Origin of the sequence: Dyella caseinilytica (assembly GCF_016865235.1) — a bacterium.
Classification (GTDB): domain Bacteria; phylum Pseudomonadota; class Gammaproteobacteria; order Xanthomonadales; family Rhodanobacteraceae; genus Dyella_B; species Dyella_B caseinilytica.
The window spans coordinates 2,983,442-3,000,878 of the sequence record NZ_CP064030.1; the positions used below are offsets into that span (position 1 = coordinate 2,983,442).

The following is a 17,437-nucleotide window of genomic DNA, read 5'->3' on the forward strand; positions in this document are numbered from 1 at the left end:
TCAACCTTCGCTTTCTGCCGACACGTGCTCGAGGTGGCTTTCGTTGCCGTCATGGCCCTCATGGCCATTGCCGACGCGGACGTTGCGACTGGGCACCACGGTGGAGATGGCATGTTTGTAGACCATCTGGCTCACCTGATTACGCAGCAGCACCACGAACTGATCGAAGGATTCGATCGTGCCCTGCAGCTTAATGCCATTCACCAGGTAGATGGCGACCGGTACGCGCTCACGGCGCAATGCATTTAGAAACGGATCTTGCAAGGATTGCCCTTTTGACATTTTTGTTCTCCCCCTCGTCCACCGGATGGGCCGAAAAAGAATGGCGCCAACGGCGCCTCGGCCCTAGTTCTTCGAATGTTAACCGCTTTTAAATCGTCCGTGAAAGACTTTTGTAAGTTATGACAAAGAGATAACAAAACTGCGTCATCAGTTTCACGAGGATTGCTCAGTTTCGCGCAGAAACAGGTCTAGCGCCTCGCTGGAGCGCTCCAGCAGCCCCACTTTTTCCGGGTCCAGCACCCGGGCGTCCAGTTCGCTGCGCAGCCAGGTGATCTGCCGCTTGGCAAGCTGGCGAGTGGCGAAGATGCCCCGATCGCGCAGTTCCGAGGCCCCGTAGGCGCCATCCAGATGTTCCCAGGCTTGGCGGTAACCCACTGCGCGAATGGCTGGCAGATCGGGCTGCAGATCGCCCCGCTGACGCAAGGCCCGTACCTCGTCGAGCAGGCCCTGCTGAAGCATGGCCTCGAAACGATGGGCGATACGGGCGTGCAGTGGGGCTCGCTCCTGCGGCAGCAGGGCCAGCTTGAGCACTCGCCAGGGGAAAGGCTGCCCCCTTCCACCCTGTTGCTGAGCGCTGAGTGGCTGCCCGGTCAGGGTGATCACCTCCAGGGCACGCTGGATGCGCTGGACATCGTTGGGCTTGATGCGTTCGGCCGCGGGCGGATCGAGTTCGGCCAGCCGCCGATGCATTCCATCCCACCCGATCGCAGCGGCTTCTTCAGCCAGTTGGGCGCGCGTTTCGGGATCGGCCTCCGGCAGGCTCGACAGACCGCGTTGCAGGGCGCGGAAATAAAGGCCGGTACCACCCACCAGCAGAGGTACTTTTCCGATGTCGCGCAAGCGCTGCATGGCCACCTGCGCATCCGCGCTGAAGTCGGCAGCGGAGTAAGGTTGGGCAGGATCGCGGATATCGATGAGCTCGTGCGGATAGCGCGCCAAAGTCGCAGCATCCGGTTTGGCGCTACCGATATCCAGACCGCGATACACCAGCGCCGAATCGACACTGATCAAGCCGAGTGGAAAACGTTCGCTCAGCGCACAGGCGAGCGCAGTCTTGCCCGATGCAGTCGGGCCCATCAGGAATATGGCGAGCGGACGGCGATCGACAGGCATCGACGTATTCTATGTGATCGCTTGCAACTTGTTCCCACGGCATTTGTCGATCATCGGGTGTGCACTGGATAACCCCCGGTGCGTTGATACCCGCACGACCTCGTCTCACTGCAAAGACCTCATCCTCATGCTGCTCATGAAACTTTCTCGCTCGTCATGCTTGTGGCTTACCGCCGGTTTGCTGGTTGCCGGCCATGCTTTTGCACAGAGCACCTCATCGGCCGGACCTGATTTCAACGGTATCTGGCAACTCAACGACAAGCAAAGCGACAGCGCCGCGGACATCACCGCACGTTTGCGCGCGGAAAAGCACCGAGAGGAAGCCCCTTCATCGAGCCCAGCCAGCGCGAGTTCAAGCGCTGCACCCGCAAATTCGTCCAACAGTAGTGGCGGGCACGGCGGCGGACGCGGCATGGGTGGTGGCGGTGGTATGGGAGGAGGCATGGGTGGCGGCCGACATGGCGGCGGCAACCACAGCAGCCAGGATTCGAGCAGCGACAAGAGCACGCCGAAGAAAGATCCCACACCGCCACTGCTTGCCAACGACTCCCTGCTCAACGTGCAACAGACCAGCAAGGGCATGCAGGTTGACTACAACAACACCGATCGCCTCGACACCAAGTTCGACGGCGTCACCCGACAGTCGCTCAGCGGCAGTGCCCAAGTGCAAACGCAGCAGTCGACGGACGGCATGCAGATATCGATGCAGTTCGACGACGGCACCCAGTTGGATCAGACCTGGGTGCGCTCGCCTGACGGCCATCATCTGACGGTGACGGAAACCTGGACGACGAATGAGGTGAAGGAACCTATCGTGTTCAAGCGGACGTATGACCGCCTGGATCTTTAATCTCGGCTTACCACATAGCCCGTCGTCCCGGCGCAGGCCGGGACCCAGTGACTTTATGTGTAACGAAGACACTAGGCCCCGGCCTGCGCCGGGACGACGGCACAGTTGGTGGCTTTCGTACAAGCCCTTGCACTCGACACCGATGCCGCAGCGCGTCAAGGCATGTCCCATACCCGCAGTTCTATAATTGGCGGATTACGTTCCCTCCCCCGCCCGCTTTTGGATGTGCCCCATGCCGCAAACGATGAAAGCCCTGGTCAAGCGCCACGCCGAGAAAGGTATCTGGATGGAAGAGGTGCCGGTACCGGAAGTCGGCCCGAACGAGGTGCTGATCAAACTCGAGAAGACCGCGATCTGCGGCACCGACCTGCACATCTACAAGTGGGACGAATGGTCCCAGCGCACCATCAAGCCCGGCCTCACCATCGGCCATGAATTCGTCGGCCGCATCGTGGAAATCGGCCCGGGCGTCACTGGCTACAAGATCGGTGACCGCGTATCGGCCGAAGGCCATATTGTTTGCGGCCACTGCCGCAACTGCCGCGCCGGCCGCCAGCATCTGTGCCCGAATACCGTGGGCATCGGCGTGAACCGCAATGGCGCGTTCGCCGAATACATGAGCATGCCGGCCTCCAACCTGTGGCCGATTCCGGATCAGATTCCCTCTGAACTGGCCGCGTTCTTCGATCCCTATGGCAACGCCGCGCACTGCGCGCTGGAGTTCGACATGGTCGGCGAGGACGTGCTGATCACCGGTGCCGGCCCCATCGGCATCATCGCCGCCGGCATCGCCAAGCACGTCGGCGCGCGCAACGTGGTGGTCACCGACGTCAACGACTATCGCCTCAAGCTCGCTGCCGATATGGGCGCGACACGCGTGGTGAACGTGGCGAACCAGTCGCTGAAAGACGTGATGAAAGACCTGCATATGGAAGGCTTCGACGTAGGTCTGGAAATGAGCGGCAACCAGCGCGCCTTCAACGACATGCTTGACTGCATGTATCACGGTGGCAGGATCGCGCTGCTGGGCATCCTGCCCAAGGGCGCCGGCATCGACTGGGACCGGGTGATCTTCAAGGGCCTTACCCTGCAAGGTATCTACGGTCGCCGCATGTACGAGACTTGGTACAAGATGACCCAGATGGTACTCACCGGCTTCCCGCTGCAGAAGGTGCTGACGCACCAGATCCACATCGACGACTTCCAGAAGGGTTTCGACCTGATGGACGCGGGCACCTGCGGCAAGGTCGTCTGTTCCTGGCATTGAACATGGCTTTGCGCTCGCCTCCTCTCCCCTTTGGGGAGAGGATCAAGGCAGCTCAACACATCTGCAGACGTTGACGTTACGTAAACACTTACAACAACACTGCGCAATCTCCTACGCCGCACGCTACACTTCCCCCGGGCGTGCCGACATGAGTTCCTAGCTTGGGTAAGTGCACGGTTTCCGCCGTGCACGGTCGGTCCGCGATGTCACGGGAGCATCGACGGCATGGCAAACCGGAACGCATCACCCAAGGCGGTCATGGACGCCGGGCGCGAACACGCAGTACGTCTCTATCGATCGCGCGGCTTGCGCATCACGGCACTGGTGCTGGTCATTTTCCTGGCCCTGCTTGGCCTATTTGGCTTCTTTATCGCGCCGGGCATCATCAAGAGCCAGTTGGAGAAACAACTCAGCGCTCAACTGGATCGCCCGGTAAGCATCGGCGCGATTCACGTCAATCCCTACACCTTGCGCGTAGCGGTGGACAAGCTGCACATCGGCGAGCGCGACGGCACTTCACCTTTCGTTGACATTGACAATCTGGTGGTCAATGCCTCCTGGGGCTCGGTGTTCCGCATGGCGCCGGTGCTGGACGAACTGTCGGTGGTGCATCCGCAGATCCATATCACGCGCACCGGGCCGCAGCAGTTCAATTTCACCGACATCGTGCAGAAGTTTGCTTCCAAGCCGGCTGCGCCGAATGCACCGCCCGCCCGCTTTGCGGTTTCCAACATCAGCGTGCATAACGGCGATATCACGCTTGACGATAAGGTGCTGAACGCCACGCATCGCGTCGACCAGCTGGAAATCGGCATTCCGTTCCTGGCCAATCTGCCGCATGACACTGACATCTTTGTGCAGCCGCTGCTGGCCATGCAGGTCGATGGCAGTCCACTGCGTATTCAGGGCCAGACCAAACCTTTTGCGAACAGCCACGAATCGGTGATCAGCTTCACGCTGGATCATCTGGATCTAGCCAAGTACCTGGGTTATGTCCCCGAGCCCTTACCTGCGAATATTCCCAGCGGTTTGTTGACCGGCAAACTCGATCTGCACTTCATCGACACCCAACCCAACCAGCAATTGCTGTTGCAAGGTCAATTGCAGGTCGACAACTTCGCGATGACCACGCACGACAACGCGCCGATGCTCGAGCTTGGCCACGGCACGGCGACGATGGACGATGTGCAGCCGCTACTGTCGCGCTATCACCTTGGCACCATCCAGCTCGACCAGGCCAAGCTTCATTACACGAAACTACCCGGCGGCAAGACCAATTTCGACGCCCTGCTCGGCAAGGACAAGCCGCCGGCACCACCCGGCACGCCGCCGACCGATGCCTTGATCGGGACGCTGGCGTTGCAAAACAGCGTGCTCGACTACGCCGACCGCAGCGGCCCCACGCCTGCGCAACTCACGCTGGACAACCTGCACGGCAGCATCCGCAATTTGTCCACGGTATCGGCACAGCCAAGCACCATCGACCTGAGTTCTGGCCTTGCCGGCGGCAATCTGCACGCAACCGGCAATCTGTTCATGAGCACCAGTCGCTTCAATGGCGAAATCAGCGCGAACAGCGCAGGTGTACAGCCGCTGCTTGCGATGGCACCACCCATGCTGAATGCGGAAATCGCCAGCGGAACCCTCGACGCTGACATGCACCTATTGGTCGACTGGAGCAAGACGCTCACGCTGACCATGGACAACAGCAAGCTCGCGGCCAACAACGTGGCACTGGAGCAGCGCGGTCGCAAGCCGGTGGCCTGGCAGGCGCTCAACGTCGATATCAATCATCTCGACCTCGACAACAGCGTGGCGCAGTTGGGCAATGTCACCGTGCAAGGACTGAAGATCGATGCCCGCCGCCTTAAGAATGGCAGCGTCGATCTCACCAACCTGATGAAGTCCTCGCCATCGCATGGCAAGCAGGCAGCCTCGCCATCCTGGCACTGGAACATTGCGCACCTGAGCATCGATGGCAGCACCTTTGCGCTGACCGATCCCAGCCTGCCAGGCAAGGATGGACGCATCGAGGTAAAGGCCGATAAGTTCGGCCTGGACAGCCTGTCCGACAACATGCACAAGCCGATCAAGCTCGATCTGGCCGGCAGCATAGGTAGCGGCAAGTTTCACGTCGACGGCAATGTGAAGCCGGAGCCGGCGGATGCGGATCTGCGCATCCAGGCCACACGCCTGAACGTGGCGCCCTTTGCATCATTGGTGAACGTACCGTTGAACGTACGTCTCGACAGCGCATTGCTCAGCGCCAATGGCCGCGCCCGTTACCGGGATCGCAAGCCGTCGCCGCTGATCAGTTATCAGGGCCGCATGGTGCTTGGCCGCGTGCGTGTGTTGGACAAGGTCACCAACGACAACTTCCTGAGCTGGAACTCACTTGCCGCCAGCGGCATGAAAGTGCGCATGGGTGAAGGCGCGCCACAGGTGGATATCGGCGGCCTTGCGCTCAACGATTTCTACGCGCGCGTGATCATCAATGCCAACGGCCGCATCAATGTGCAGGATGTCGTGTCCAATCCTGCGCAAGCACCTGTATCGGTAACGCGCGCTGAAAACGGTCCGGCCCCGCCGGCTCCGACCAATACGTCGCCACCTGCGGCGACAACCGCTCCGGCGGTCAGTTCATCCGCGGCACTGGCTTCGGCCAGCAGCGTTGCAGCCCCGCCCGCGCAAATCCATATCGGACAAATCACGCTGGCGAACGGCAACCTCAATTACACCGATAACTTCATCAAGCCGAACTACACCGCCAACATTACCCAGCTCGCGGGCAAAATCGGCGCATTCGGCACCGATACCAGCACCACACCAGCGGACGTCACCTTGCAAGGTTCGCTGGACAACAACTCGCCCGTGGACATCAACGGCACGATCAATCCGCTGACGCCGGTCGCATTCCTGGACATCAAGGCCAACGCGAACGATGTCGAGCTGACACATCTGACGCCCTACTCCGGCAAATACGCCGGTTACCCCATCATCAAGGGGCGTCTGACCATGGATGTGCACTACCAGCTCGATCAGGGCAAGTTGAATGCCGACAACCACATCGTGCTCAAGCAACTCACCTTCGGCGACCGCCTGGAAGGCCCGGGTATCAGTCACTTGCCGGTGAAGCTGGCCGTGGCGCTATTGAAGGATTCCGACGGCAACATCGACATCCATGTGCCGGTGTCCGGCTCGCTCAATGATCCGAAGTTCAGCCTCGGCGGCGTGATCTGGCAGGCGTTCGTCAATCTCATCAAGCGCGCAGTGACCGCGCCATTCCGTTTACTCGCTTCGGCGGTGGGCGGCGGCGACCAGCAGGATCTGGGTTATGTGGAATTCGCGCCAGGTTCGGATGTGCTGGACAAGGAAGCCGATGACCGCCTGGCCAAGATTGTCGACATACTCAACAAAAAGTCTGCGCTGAAACTCGACATCACTGGCCGCACTGATCCGGCGTTTGACGAAAACGGCCTGCGCACCGTGATGGTCGACCAGATGGTGCAAAAAGAAGAAGCCGACGATATCGGTACCGAAGCAGCCAAGGCGGCTCCGGTGAAACCGGGTACCGACGACTACAACAAATACCTGGCCAAGGCGTACAAGCACGCTGACTTCAAGAAGCCGCGCGACTTCATCGGCATGACCAAATCGCAGCCGCCGGATGTGATGATCAAGTTGATGGAAACCAATGTGCCCGTGGACCAGGACGCGCTGCGCCATCTGGCCGAACGCCGCGCCGATGCGGTGCGGCAATACATGCACGGCAAGATCGATGACGGCCGCGTGTTCGTGCTGGCTCCCAAGCTCGATGCGAAAGGTATCGACGATAAGGGCAAGACGACACGGGATGATTTCGGCTTGCACTGACGGTTACATCGCAACGCTGTGCCCCCACAGTCCACCCCTCCCCTAATGTGGGGAGGGAGCTGCCATGACGGCCCATAGGTTTCGCAAAGCCAGCCCCCGGCTACAATTGGCTGTCTCCCCCACCGAGCTTCGTCCCCATGAGCTATTCCGGCCAGGCGCGCTACGCCCAAGAACTCGAATCCATCCGCGAACAGGGCCTGTTCAAGGCCGAGCGCATCATCACCTCGCCTCAGTCGGCCGAAATCGAGCTGGAAGGCGGCCGCAAGGTGCTGAACTTCTGCGCCAACAACTACCTCGGCCTGGCCGATCACCCGGACGTGATCCAGGCAGCCAAAGATGCGCTCGATACCCACGGTTTCGGCATGGCCTCGGTGCGCTTCATCTGCGGCACGCAAGATCTCCACAAGCAGTTGGAAAAGAAGATTGCGGCATTCTTCGGCACTGAGGACACCATCCTTTATGCGGCGTGCTTCGACGCCAACGGTGGCTTGTACGAGCCGCTGCTGGGCGAAGAAGACGCGATCATTTCCGATGCGCTGAACCACGCCTCGATCATCGACGGCATTCGCCTGTGCAAAGCCAAGCGCTTCCGCTATGCCAACTGCGACATGGCGGATCTGGAAGCGCAACTGAAGGCCGCTGACGCAGCAGGTGCACGCACCAAGCTGATCACCAGCGACGGCGCTTTCTCGATGGACGGCTTTATCGCGCCACTGGACCAGATCACCGCACTGGCCGCCAAATACAACGCACTGGTGCACATCGACGAGTGCCATTGCACTGGTTTCCTCGGGCCCCACGGCCGCGGTTCCGCCGAAGTGCATGGCGTGATGGACAAGATCGACATCTTCACCGGCACGCTGGGCAAAGCACTGGGTGGCGCGCTGGGCGGTTTCACCACGGGTCGCGCGGAAGTCATCGAGATGCTGCGCCAGCGCTCACGCCCGTATCTGTTCTCCAATTCGCTGCCGCCGCACGTCGTGGCTGCGGCGATCAAGGTGTTCGACATGCTGGGCTCGGCCGGTGACTTGCGTGATCGCGTGCAGGAAAACACCCGGTATTTCCGCGAACAGATGACCCAGGCCGGTTTCGACATCAGGCCCGGCGTGCATCCGATCGTGCCGGTGATGGTGTACGACGCCAAGAAAGCGCAGGCCATGGCCGCAGCGCTGCTTGATGAAGGCATCTACGTCACGGGCTTCTTCTACCCGGTGGTACCGCAAGGTCAGGCGCGTATCCGCACGCAGATGAGCGCCGCGCATACGCGCGAGCATCTTGATCGGGCCATTGCGGCGTTTACCAAGGTGGGCCGCACGCTGGGCGTGATTGGCTGATTCGGTTGTAACCCTCAAGGCCGTCATTCCCGCGAAAAGGGAATGACGGTAGTGAGGGTTATACGACCATCTCGCTGCCTGAAGCCTTTACGGCAAGTTGCTCAGATCGACGCGATAATCCCAACGTTCCGTACCCATATTGGGGACGGCATCAATAGCGCCGCAAACTCGCCACTTCGGCAACGGTCAGATGACGCCATTGCCCTTTGGCAAGTTCACCCAGCACGAGCTCTCCGATCGCCACGCGAATCAGGCGCAATACGCCGATGCTTTGTGCTTCGAGCAAGCGGCGGATGTGCCGATTGCGCCCCTCATCGAGCACGACTTCCAGCCACGCGTTTTTCTCGCCGGTACGTAGCAAGGACACGCGCCGCGCGGACAAATGTTCGCCCTTGTCGGTGACGCCCTCCATCATCCGTTCCATCACGGCTGGATCCGGAATGGTGTCGACCTGCACGTGATAGGTCTTGTCGACGTGATAACGCGGATCGGTCAGCTGAGCTGCCCAGATGCTGTCGTTGCTCAGCAGCAGCAATCCTTCGCTGGCCTTGTCCAATCGCCCTACCGGGCCTAGCCAGGGCAAGCCTGCGTCTGACAGCAAGGCATAGACAGTATCTCTGCCGCGCTCATCGGCAGCGCTCACCACGATGCCTCGCGGCTTGTTGAGCACAATGTAGACGCGCTCCCGCGCCGAGACTGCTTCGCCATCCAGACATATACGTTGCCGCTCGGGGTCAGCCGAACGCTCTGGATCGAGCACGACTCGCCCGTCGACAGTCACCCTGCCCTCGCACACTGCCTTTTCGGCCTGACTGCGCGAGCACACGCCCAGCTTGCTGAGCATGCGTGCAAGACCAAAGCGTGGAGCGGAAGACATGGGCATGGGGCAAGAAGATTAGCGGGCTCACAAAAGAAAAGCCCGGCTTTCGCCGGGCTTTTCCATAACGTCTTGCAGTCCGATTACTGCTGGACCTGCAGCTCGGTGCGACGGTTGCGGGCGCGGCCGGCATCCGTCTTGTTGGTGTCGATCGGATCGTTCTCGCCGTGGCCAACCGGGCCTTCCAGACGGCTTGCATCGATGCCGTGCGAGGTCAGGTAGTCGTACACGATCTGAGCGCGACGCTCGGACAGGGCCTGGTTGTAAGCCGGCTTGCCGACGCTGTCGGTGTAACCAGCAACCATCACCTTCACCTGCGGATAGCGCTTCAGCGTATCCACGGCCTGGTCCAGGATAGCCATCGAGTCGCTGCTCGGAGCTGCCAGAGCCGGCTCGATGTTGGTCTCGCCCTTCTTCGGACGGTCGAACTTGAAGTTCACGCCCTTCAGATCGATGACAACCTTGACCGGGCAGCCATCCGGGCCAACGATCGTGCCTTCCGGCAGATCCGGGCACTTGTTGTCGCACAGGTTCACGCCGTTGCGGAACTGCTTGGAGCAGTCCGGAGCAGCCGGAGCGGGAGCCGGGGCCGGAGCGGCAGCAGCCGGCACAGCGCCGATCTTGGCGACCAGGCTGAAGCCCAGGTACCAGTCACCGTAGCCATTGCGAGCCGGCTGGGTCTTGTCGTCCCAGTCGTAACGGTAAGCGGCTTCAACGCGGAAGTCGGCGCTGTCGGTGATCGACTTGGAGATACCCACGCCAGCCTGCGCTGCCGGAGCCCAGCCCTTGTCGAACGGGTTGCTGTGGTAGCTGCCCATCACGCCGCCCATCAGGTACGGGCGCCATGCGTTCGCGTCACCGAAGAAGTAACGGGTCGACACGCCGTAGTTGTTGTTCGCCCACTTGTTGCCCTGGCCGAACACATCCGAATCCGCATCGCGCTTGGTGCGGTCGGCGAACAGTTCCACCGAAACGTTCGGGCTGATGAACTTACCCACGGACAGGCCGTAGAAGATCTGGCGGCTGTGGGTGTTGCGGTTGCTGTCGTTGTAGTAGCCGCCGAGAGTCGGGGCAACGTACCAACGGTCATCAAACCCATTCGGCCATGCCGGCGCGGTCGTGCTGGTGCTGCCAGCGGCTGCAGCCGTATTGTCCTGCGCGTGAACGGCACCCACGCCGCCCAGGGCAAGAGCAATCAAGAAATAAAGGCCCTTACGTTTCATCAGGTGTCTCCTCGATTATTGGTGTTCGCGTCCATTCCACCCCAGACGGAAATCGCGCGGCAGAACTTATAGGTATGCGGGGGACTTATTCGCCACCTTGCTTGACGTCCCTAACAGCAAGCCGCGCAAGTGTAGCAAAACCGTTAAGTGATCCGCACGCCAGTCTTTCGTCAAATGTTGGCTTTCGGTGAAGCTGTGTTCAGGTAGATCGCGCACATTCGCCACTAAACGCATGCAATTCCTTACTCTTCGCAGCTCTATACGCAAGAAAAAGCCCGGCAAACGCCGGGCTTTTTCGTTAACGGCTGTAGGTGGATTACTGCTGAACCTGCAGTTCCGTGCGACGGTTGCGTGCGCGACCGGCAGCGGTCTTGTTGGTGTCGATCGGGTCGTTCAAGCCGTGACCGATCGGACCGTCCAGACGGCTTGCGTCGATGCCATGCGATGTCAGGTAGTCGTACACGATCTTCGCACGACGCTCCGACAGGCCCTGGTTGTAAGCGGCCGTGCCCACGCTGTCGGTGTAACCGGCAACGGTGACATGCACCTGCGGATAGCGCTTGAGCGTATCCACCGCCTGATCCAGGATCGCCATCGAATCGGATGCCGGCACTGCCAGGGTCGGTTCGATGTTGGTCTCGCCCTTCTTCGGACGGTCGAACTTGAAGTTCACGCCCTTCAGGTCGATCACCACCTTCTGCGGGCAACCATCCGGACCGACGATCGTGCCTTCCGGCAGATCCGGGCACTTGTTGTCGCACAGGTTCACGCCGTTGCGGAACTGCTTGGAGCAGTCCGGAGCAGCAGGCTGCGGCGGAGCGGCCGGAGCGGCAGCGGCCGGCACAGCGCCGATCTTGGCGACCAGGCTGAAGCCCAGGTACCAGTCACCGTAGCCATTGCGAGCCGGCTGGGTCTTGTCGTCCCAGTCGTAGCGGTAGGCAGCTTCCACGCGGAAGTCGGTGCTGTCGGTGATCGACTTGGAGATACCCACGCCAGCCTGTGCAGCCGGGGCCCAGCCGTGATCAAACGGGTTGCTGTGGTAGCTGCCCATCACGCCGCCCATCAGGTACGGACGCCAGGAGTTCGGATCGCCGAAGAAGTAACGGGCCGACGCACCGTAGTTGTTGCTCGACCACTTGTTGCCCTGGCCGAACACAGCCGTATCCGCATCGCGCTTGGTACGGTCGACGAACAGTTCCACCGAAACGTTCGACCTGATGAACTTGCCCACGGAAAGGCCGTAGAAGATCTGGCGGCTGTGGGTGTTGCGGTTGCTGTCGTTGTAGTAACCACCGACGGTCGGGGCAACATACCAACGGTCATCAAAACCGTTCGGCCATGCAGGCGCACCAGAGGTCTCGGTGCTGCCGGCCGCAGCGGCCGTGTTGTCCTGCGCATGGGCGGCACCTACTCCCCCCAGGGCAAGAGCGATCAGAAAATAAAGGCCCTTACGTTTCATCAGGTGTCTCCTCATTGCTTAATGATTTGGGGCATTGATCTGCCAAGAACCAAACCGCTTTTTATTGTTGAGCAGATAACGAATTCGGTATATCGCATTTCTGCGATGGCCATGCAGCTTGCGCAGGCAGTTTAACTAAAACTAAACGATTTGCAAAATTATTGCTTAATACATCCGACAGCCTACCGAAAGCTTCCTGCAAATCAAGCGTTTAACGCCGCCTGGGTCAGGCGGGAAAGCCCTTGGGAGCACTTTCCCGCCATTTCGTTACCCTTTCCTTACGCCAGGGACTTACAACGCAAACAATCCCAGGAAAGTCTGGATAGGCATCGCGTCCAGCTTGGCCGGATCGGCAGTGGCGTCCAGAATCGCCTTGACGCGATGCGATGGCAAGTGACCCCGCATGGCCGCTTCGAACTTCTTGAGCAGCACCGGGATGCCTTCGGCGCGACGCTTGCGGTGGCCGATCGGGTAATCGATGGAAACTTTCCCGGTGCTACTGCCGTCCTTGAAGAACACCTGCACCGAATTGCCGATATAGCGCTTCTCCGGATCGAAGTAGTCCTTGGTGAACTGCGGGTTCTCGGTAACCACCATCTTTTCGCGCAGCGCGTCGATGCGCGGATCGGTGGCGACATCGTCGTTGTAGTCATCGGCGGTGAGGCGACCGAAGATCAACGGCACTGCCACCATGTACTGGATGCAGTGGTCGCGGTCAGCGTAATTGGCAAGCGGGCCGGTCTTGTCGATGATGCGGCAGCCGGCTTCCTGAGTTTCGATGACCACCTTCTCGATCTGATCCAGCTTGCCAGCAACCTGAGCGTGCAGTTCCATCGCGCACTCCACTGCGGTTTGCGCGTGGAATTCGGCCGGGAAGCTGATCTTGAACAGCACGTTCTCCATCACATAGCTGCCGAACGGACGCTCGAACTGGAACGCATTGCCCTTGAAGGCAACGTCGTAATAGCCCCAGGTCTTGGCGCTCAGCGCTGACGGATAGCCCACCACACCGCGATACACGGCATTGATGGCGTGCGTGACGGCGCGGCGGCAAGCATCGCCGGCCGCCCAGCTCTTGCGCGGTCCCGTATTCGGAGCATGGCGATACGTGCGCAGCGCGCCGTTATCGATCCAGCTGTGTGATACGGCGGTAGTGATCTGCTCCTTATTGCCGCCCAGCATGGCGGTGGCCACGGCGGTGGAAGCCAGACGCACCAGAATCACGTGATCCTGCCCGACGCGGTTGAAGCTGTTGAGCAGCGCGTAGCAGCCCTGGATTTCATGCGCCTTGATGGCGTACGTGAGCACATCGTGCACCGACAGCGGCTTACCGCCTTCACGCTCCGCCTGACGGCTGAGGTAATCGGCCACTGCGAGAATGGCGCCGAGATTGTCCGACGGATGGCCCCATTCGGCGGCGAGCCAGGTGTCATTGAAATCCAGCCAGCGGATCTGCGTGCCGATGGCAAACGCGGCCTGCACCGGATCCAGTTCGTGGCTGGTACCCGGCACGCGCGCACCGCCGGGCAGCGTAGCGCCCGGCACGAGCGGGCCGAGGTGCTTCACGCATTCCGGAAACTTCATCGCCATCATCGCCGTCGCCAGCGAGTCGAGCAGCATGTAGCGCGCGGTGTCGTAGGCCTCGGTCGAGTTGATCTTGTAATCGGCAACGTAATTGGCGATGTCGACCAGCGGCTGATCGGGGTCGGGACGCTTGGCGGAACGGATATCATGCGCGCTCATGGCAGGGGTCTCGCGATGTAGGAAAACGCCCATTGTAGCGGGAGGGCGGGGTTTCTCGAAGGATCCGCGCCGGATCTGCTTGACCAGCCTGCCCTTCCTTGCCGAAAATCCCTGCGAATCATCCCAAAGGGGAGTAGTTCCGGATGCGGCAGTGCCGTATCCGCGCGGCGATCGTCATCACGAGCGAGGCTTCGCTCCGGGCGCCGCGGTGGGTTCACGAACGAGACTTTTGCGATGACAGCGGGCCACGCGCGTCCGCCGTCATCGCTTGAGTCCAGCGCGTCAAGGAATCCGCATGACCTTCCCTACTCACCTGCTATCAGACCTGCTCACCATCGTCCTGCTGGACGTGGTGCTGGCGGGCGACAACGCCATTGTCATCGCGCTGGCCGCCCGTAACCTGCCGCGTCATTTGCAGAAGCAGGCGGTGTTCTGGGGCACCTTTGGCGCGGTCGCCATTCGGATTGTGCTGACGGTGTTGGTGGTTTACCTGCTTGGGTTACCCGGATTGATGCTGGCCGGCGGTTTACTGTTGCTGCCCATTGCCTGGAAGCTGCTGAAGCCCGGTCACGACGACACGCATGAGTTTGCCCCCGCTGCAAACTTCTGGTCCGCGTTGCGCACGATCGTGGTCGCCGATGCCTTGATGGGGCTGGACAACGTGCTGGCCATCGCAGGTGCAGCGAAAGGTCATACCGGGCTGGTCGTGGCAGGCCTGTTGATCAGCATTCCGCTGGTGGTGTGGGGCTCCACTCTGATCCTGAAACTGATCGAACGCTTCCCGGTCATCATCTACGCCGGCGCTGCGGCGATTGCCTGGACAGCGGGCCGCATGATCAGCCACGAAACGTTGTGGCTGGATTGGTTTGATGCACACGGCTGGATGAAACACGTGCTTGAAGTGGGATTGGTGATCGGCGTCTGCGGTGGCCGCTGGCTTTTCAACCGGCGCGTCGCTACTGCACGCACACGCAGTACTTGAGGCGCAAGCCAAGGCACAGGACACTGTGCGGCTATCCCATCGTCAACATGGAGTTCTCATGAAGTTGTATTACCTGCCCGGCGCCTGCTCGATGGCCGACCACATCGTGCTGGAATGGATCGGCAAGCCGTATCAGGCGGAAGCCGTAGCGCGCGAAGCACTGCGCTCGCCGGAATATCTGAAGATCAGTCCCCACGGCATGGTGCCTGCGCTGGTCGATGACGATGGTTGGACCCTCACCGAAAACGTCGCCATCCTCAACTACCTGATGGATCGCTTCCCCGAGGCCAAACTCGACGGCGAGAGTTCGCCGCGCGAACGCGCCGAGGTGAACCGCTGGCTCGCCTTCCTCAATTCCGACTTGCATCCGGCATTCAAGCCGCTGTTTGGTGCACAGCGTTTCAGTGCTGACGAAACACATCATCCGTCACTGCACGAAGCTGCGCGCCAACGGTTGCGCGGACTGTTCGAGCGGGTGAACACGCAACTTGCCGATCGCGAATGGCTGACCGGCCACCGCTCGGTCGCTGACGCTTATTTGTTCGTTGTATTGCGCTGGGCCAAGGGCAAGCAAGTTGATCTTCAGGGCCTGGATCATCTTGATGCCTTTAGCAAACGCCTGCATGCCGATCCGGGCGTGAAAGCTGCCATGCAGGCAGAAGGTATCTGATTCTGCAGCCCCTAGGCGCAACCTCGGGGCCGGACTAAATCATCCGGCCCTAAGACATTTTTGCCTGGCGACTTCTGCAGAATTTTGAAGCCATCTAAGCTCACCAACAGCTTTCATATCGCCCAGTCGTCATTCCGGCGAAGGCCGGAATCCATCTCCAGCTTGCCGCATGGATTCCGGCCTTCGCCGGAATGACGACTGGGCAGTTGCTGTGTCTCAAGGGAAACGCTGAAAACTCAGCAGTCTTCAACTTGCTTTCAGCGCCAGACCGCCATTGTAATAATCACGTTCCTGACTGATCTTGATGCGCGTGTAGTCGTACGGAGCGTGTTGTACGCTTATCAGTACATCATGGGCATGCGGACGGTCACGGTGGCATCGGGCGTATCACGTGTTACGCCAACGCCAAGCGTGAAATTCAAGGTGCGCTTCTCGTTGAAGCGATACGATCCGCCAATCAGCAATGACCCCAGCCATACCTTGGTGGAACCCGGCAGCTTCTGCCCGCTCTCGTAGGTCGTGCCGATAAAGGTCTGATCGTAGCCGATGCTCAATGACGCCTTGTCGTTGAGCGCCATGCCCATGCCGATACTCATGTCCACCTCGTTACCCATCTTCACATTGCCGAGATACTCCGTACCCAGCACGAGGTGCTCATAAACGTTGTGACGCTCGACGTTGTAGAGGTAACTCAGGTTACCGAAGAACACGACCGGATCCGATGGCAGCAACCACGTCACGCCCGGCTGCAAAGTATAGAAACCGGTTCCCGTAGGTTGCTGCACTGGCAAACCAGTGCCAGTGAGATTCTCGACGCAACGCGTGACGCAATCCGTGACAACCTGGAAGGGATCCTCGCCGGTACGCGACTTGAAGCGGAACCAACCGATGTAATAGGCGCTGTCTGCGCCGCCATCGTTGATCTGATAGCGGGCTGTCGCCTCGATATCACCAAGACCTTTGCCACTGGAACTGAAAACATTGTCCTCGGCCGAACCAGTAAGCACGGCACGACTCACTGTATCGTCATGCGTATCGACATAAGGTACGCGCACTTCCAATTCCAGACGATTGGTGAGGCCATAACGTGCGGTCAGAACCGCTGTCTGTGTGGTATCGCGTACCTCACGCACGTCGATCAAACCGATCAAGATCGCAGGAATGATGGTGTAACCCACCAGCGCGACACGGTCGGCGGTGGAATAGCCAAACTGATAGGCGGGCTCAATCACAAGCTTATTTTTCGGCGTCAACACGCCTGGCTGTTGGAAAATCGGCGCCACTTCGGGCGGCCGCGAATTTTGCGGCGGAGCTTGTCCTACTGGCGTGGAAGGTGTGCCCGGTGTCTGCTGTGCCGCCTGCTGATCTGGCGAAGCGTCGGCTCCAGGCATCGGCAACGCGCTAGCCATGCTGCCGCCGGCGGCGATGTTACCGCCTCGCGTCCGCGCCAACTCATCCATGCCAACGGCATGACGCAACGCTTTGTAGTCAGCCTCCTGTTGCGCGAGCTGGTGCTGCAAGGCATCGATCTGGGTTCGCATCGCCTCGATGCGCGTATCTTGCTCTTGCAGGCGCTGGCGTATCGCCGGTGATGAAACATTGCCGACCGTCGAAGACGATGCCGGCGCATCCTGCGCGATCGTCCAGCCGCAGCCCAGCATGCAACAGGCAAGACCGATCGCCTGCGCCAATGCCTTGCGCCCGCATCCGCTCTTGGTCTTCCCCTTCCTCTGGTTCATCGCCGCTCCCCGAAAGAACCCGTCA

At 60.3% G+C, this 17,437-nt stretch carries 13 protein-coding genes; 6 read left to right on the forward strand and 7 right to left on the reverse strand.

Annotated elements, in window-relative coordinates:
* Positions 1-282, reverse strand: a complete 282-nt coding sequence (hfq, locus tag ISN74_RS12835) for an RNA chaperone Hfq (protein ID WP_188801190.1) — start codon at positions 280-282, stop codon at positions 1-3.
* A gap of 153 nt (positions 283-435) precedes the next feature.
* The gene (miaA, locus tag ISN74_RS12840) at positions 436-1,395 is read right to left on the reverse strand and encodes a tRNA (adenosine(37)-N6)-dimethylallyltransferase MiaA (RefSeq protein WP_188801191.1); all 960 of its coding nucleotides are present in this window, start codon (positions 1,393-1,395) and stop codon (positions 436-438) included.
* Positions 1,396-1,531: 136 nt separating this feature from the next.
* Between miaA and ISN74_RS12845 the strand changes: the two genes are divergently transcribed.
* The 4 genes from ISN74_RS12845 to kbl all read left to right on the forward strand — a co-directional run bounded on the left by ISN74_RS12845 (position 1,532) and on the right by kbl (position 8,719).
* Positions 1,532-2,245, forward strand: a complete 714-nt coding sequence (locus tag ISN74_RS12845; protein WP_188801193.1) for a hypothetical protein — start codon at positions 1,532-1,534, stop codon at positions 2,243-2,245.
* Positions 2,246-2,477: 232 nt separating this feature from the next.
* Entirely contained in the window at positions 2,478-3,512 is a 1,035-nt protein-coding gene (gene tdh, locus ISN74_RS12850) for an L-threonine 3-dehydrogenase (RefSeq protein WP_188801195.1), read from the forward strand.
* Between the two features lie 225 nt (positions 3,513-3,737).
* The gene (locus ISN74_RS12855) at positions 3,738-7,385 is read left to right on the forward strand and encodes a DUF748 domain-containing protein (protein WP_188801197.1); all 3,648 of its coding nucleotides are present in this window, start codon (positions 3,738-3,740) and stop codon (positions 7,383-7,385) included.
* 137 nt (positions 7,386-7,522) lie between these two features.
* The gene (kbl, locus tag ISN74_RS12860) at positions 7,523-8,719 is read left to right on the forward strand and encodes a glycine C-acetyltransferase (protein ID WP_188801199.1); all 1,197 of its coding nucleotides are present in this window, start codon (positions 7,523-7,525) and stop codon (positions 8,717-8,719) included.
* Between the two features lie 151 nt (positions 8,720-8,870).
* On the opposite strand, the gene ISN74_RS12865 is transcribed toward kbl, so the two are convergent.
* The 4 genes from ISN74_RS12865 to ISN74_RS12880 all read right to left on the reverse strand — a co-directional run bounded on the left by ISN74_RS12865 (position 8,871) and on the right by ISN74_RS12880 (position 14,021).
* On the reverse strand, positions 8,871-9,596 hold the full coding sequence (locus tag ISN74_RS12865) for a pseudouridine synthase (protein WP_229679401.1): 726 nt from the start codon (positions 9,594-9,596) through the stop codon (positions 8,871-8,873).
* An 83-nt stretch (positions 9,597-9,679) separates the two neighbouring features.
* Positions 9,680-10,819, reverse strand: a complete 1,140-nt coding sequence (locus ISN74_RS12870) for an OmpA family protein (RefSeq protein ID WP_188801201.1) — start codon at positions 10,817-10,819, stop codon at positions 9,680-9,682.
* 316 nt (positions 10,820-11,135) lie between these two features.
* Complete coding sequence (locus ISN74_RS12875; RefSeq protein WP_203546608.1) at positions 11,136-12,278, reverse strand: OmpA family protein; 1,143 nt, start codon at positions 12,276-12,278, stop codon at positions 11,136-11,138.
* A 291-nt stretch (positions 12,279-12,569) separates the two neighbouring features.
* Positions 12,570-14,021, reverse strand: coding sequence for a bifunctional 2-methylcitrate dehydratase/aconitate hydratase (locus ISN74_RS12880; protein ID WP_188799620.1), 1,452 nt, complete (start codon positions 14,019-14,021; stop codon positions 12,570-12,572).
* Positions 14,022-14,316: 295 nt separating this feature from the next.
* Here ISN74_RS12880 and ISN74_RS12885 point away from each other — a divergent pair, with 295 nt between their 5' ends.
* Positions 14,317-15,003, forward strand: a complete 687-nt coding sequence (locus ISN74_RS12885; RefSeq protein ID WP_188799621.1) for a TerC family protein — start codon at positions 14,317-14,319, stop codon at positions 15,001-15,003.
* A 58-nt stretch (positions 15,004-15,061) separates the two neighbouring features.
* Positions 15,062-15,673 carry a glutathione S-transferase N-terminal domain-containing protein gene (locus tag ISN74_RS12890; RefSeq protein ID WP_188799622.1) on the forward strand — a complete coding sequence of 204 codons (612 nt, stop codon included), beginning with the start codon at positions 15,062-15,064 and terminating at the stop codon, positions 15,671-15,673.
* Between the two features lie 341 nt (positions 15,674-16,014).
* Here the strand turns inward: ISN74_RS12890 and ISN74_RS12895 are convergent, their stop codons facing one another.
* Positions 16,015-17,412 carry an acetate kinase gene (locus tag ISN74_RS12895; protein WP_229679257.1) on the reverse strand — a complete coding sequence of 466 codons (1,398 nt, stop codon included), beginning with the start codon at positions 17,410-17,412 and terminating at the stop codon, positions 16,015-16,017.
* Positions 17,413-17,437: the final 25 nt, after the last annotated feature.

Bases quoted from the DNA above. Each gene is read 5' to 3' on its own strand.
- hfq (WP_188801190.1), bottom strand. From the start codon at position 282: ATGTCAAAAGGGCAATCCTTGCAAGATCCGTTTCTAAATGCATTGCGC.
- miaA (WP_188801191.1), bottom strand. From the start codon at position 1,395: ATGCCTGTCGATCGCCGTCCGCTCGCCATATTCCTGATGGGCCCGACT.
- ISN74_RS12845 (WP_188801193.1), top strand. From the start codon at position 1,532: ATGAAACTTTCTCGCTCGTCATGCTTGTGGCTTACCGCCGGTTTGCTG.
- tdh (WP_188801195.1), top strand. From the start codon at position 2,478: ATGCCGCAAACGATGAAAGCCCTGGTCAAGCGCCACGCCGAGAAAGGT.
- ISN74_RS12855 (WP_188801197.1), top strand. From the start codon at position 3,738: ATGGCAAACCGGAACGCATCACCCAAGGCGGTCATGGACGCCGGGCGC.
- kbl (WP_188801199.1), top strand. From the start codon at position 7,523: ATGAGCTATTCCGGCCAGGCGCGCTACGCCCAAGAACTCGAATCCATC.
- ISN74_RS12865 (WP_229679401.1), bottom strand. From the start codon at position 9,596: ATGTCTTCCGCTCCACGCTTTGGTCTTGCACGCATGCTCAGCAAGCTG.
- ISN74_RS12870 (WP_188801201.1), bottom strand. From the start codon at position 10,819: ATGAAACGTAAGGGCCTTTATTTCTTGATTGCTCTTGCCCTGGGCGGC.
- ISN74_RS12875 (WP_203546608.1), bottom strand. From the start codon at position 12,278: ATGAAACGTAAGGGCCTTTATTTTCTGATCGCTCTTGCCCTGGGGGGA.
- ISN74_RS12880 (WP_188799620.1), bottom strand. From the start codon at position 14,021: ATGAGCGCGCATGATATCCGTTCCGCCAAGCGTCCCGACCCCGATCAG.
- ISN74_RS12885 (WP_188799621.1), top strand. From the start codon at position 14,317: ATGACCTTCCCTACTCACCTGCTATCAGACCTGCTCACCATCGTCCTG.
- ISN74_RS12890 (WP_188799622.1), top strand. From the start codon at position 15,062: ATGAAGTTGTATTACCTGCCCGGCGCCTGCTCGATGGCCGACCACATC.
- ISN74_RS12895 (WP_229679257.1), bottom strand. From the start codon at position 17,412: ATGAACCAGAGGAAGGGGAAGACCAAGAGCGGATGCGGGCGCAAGGCA.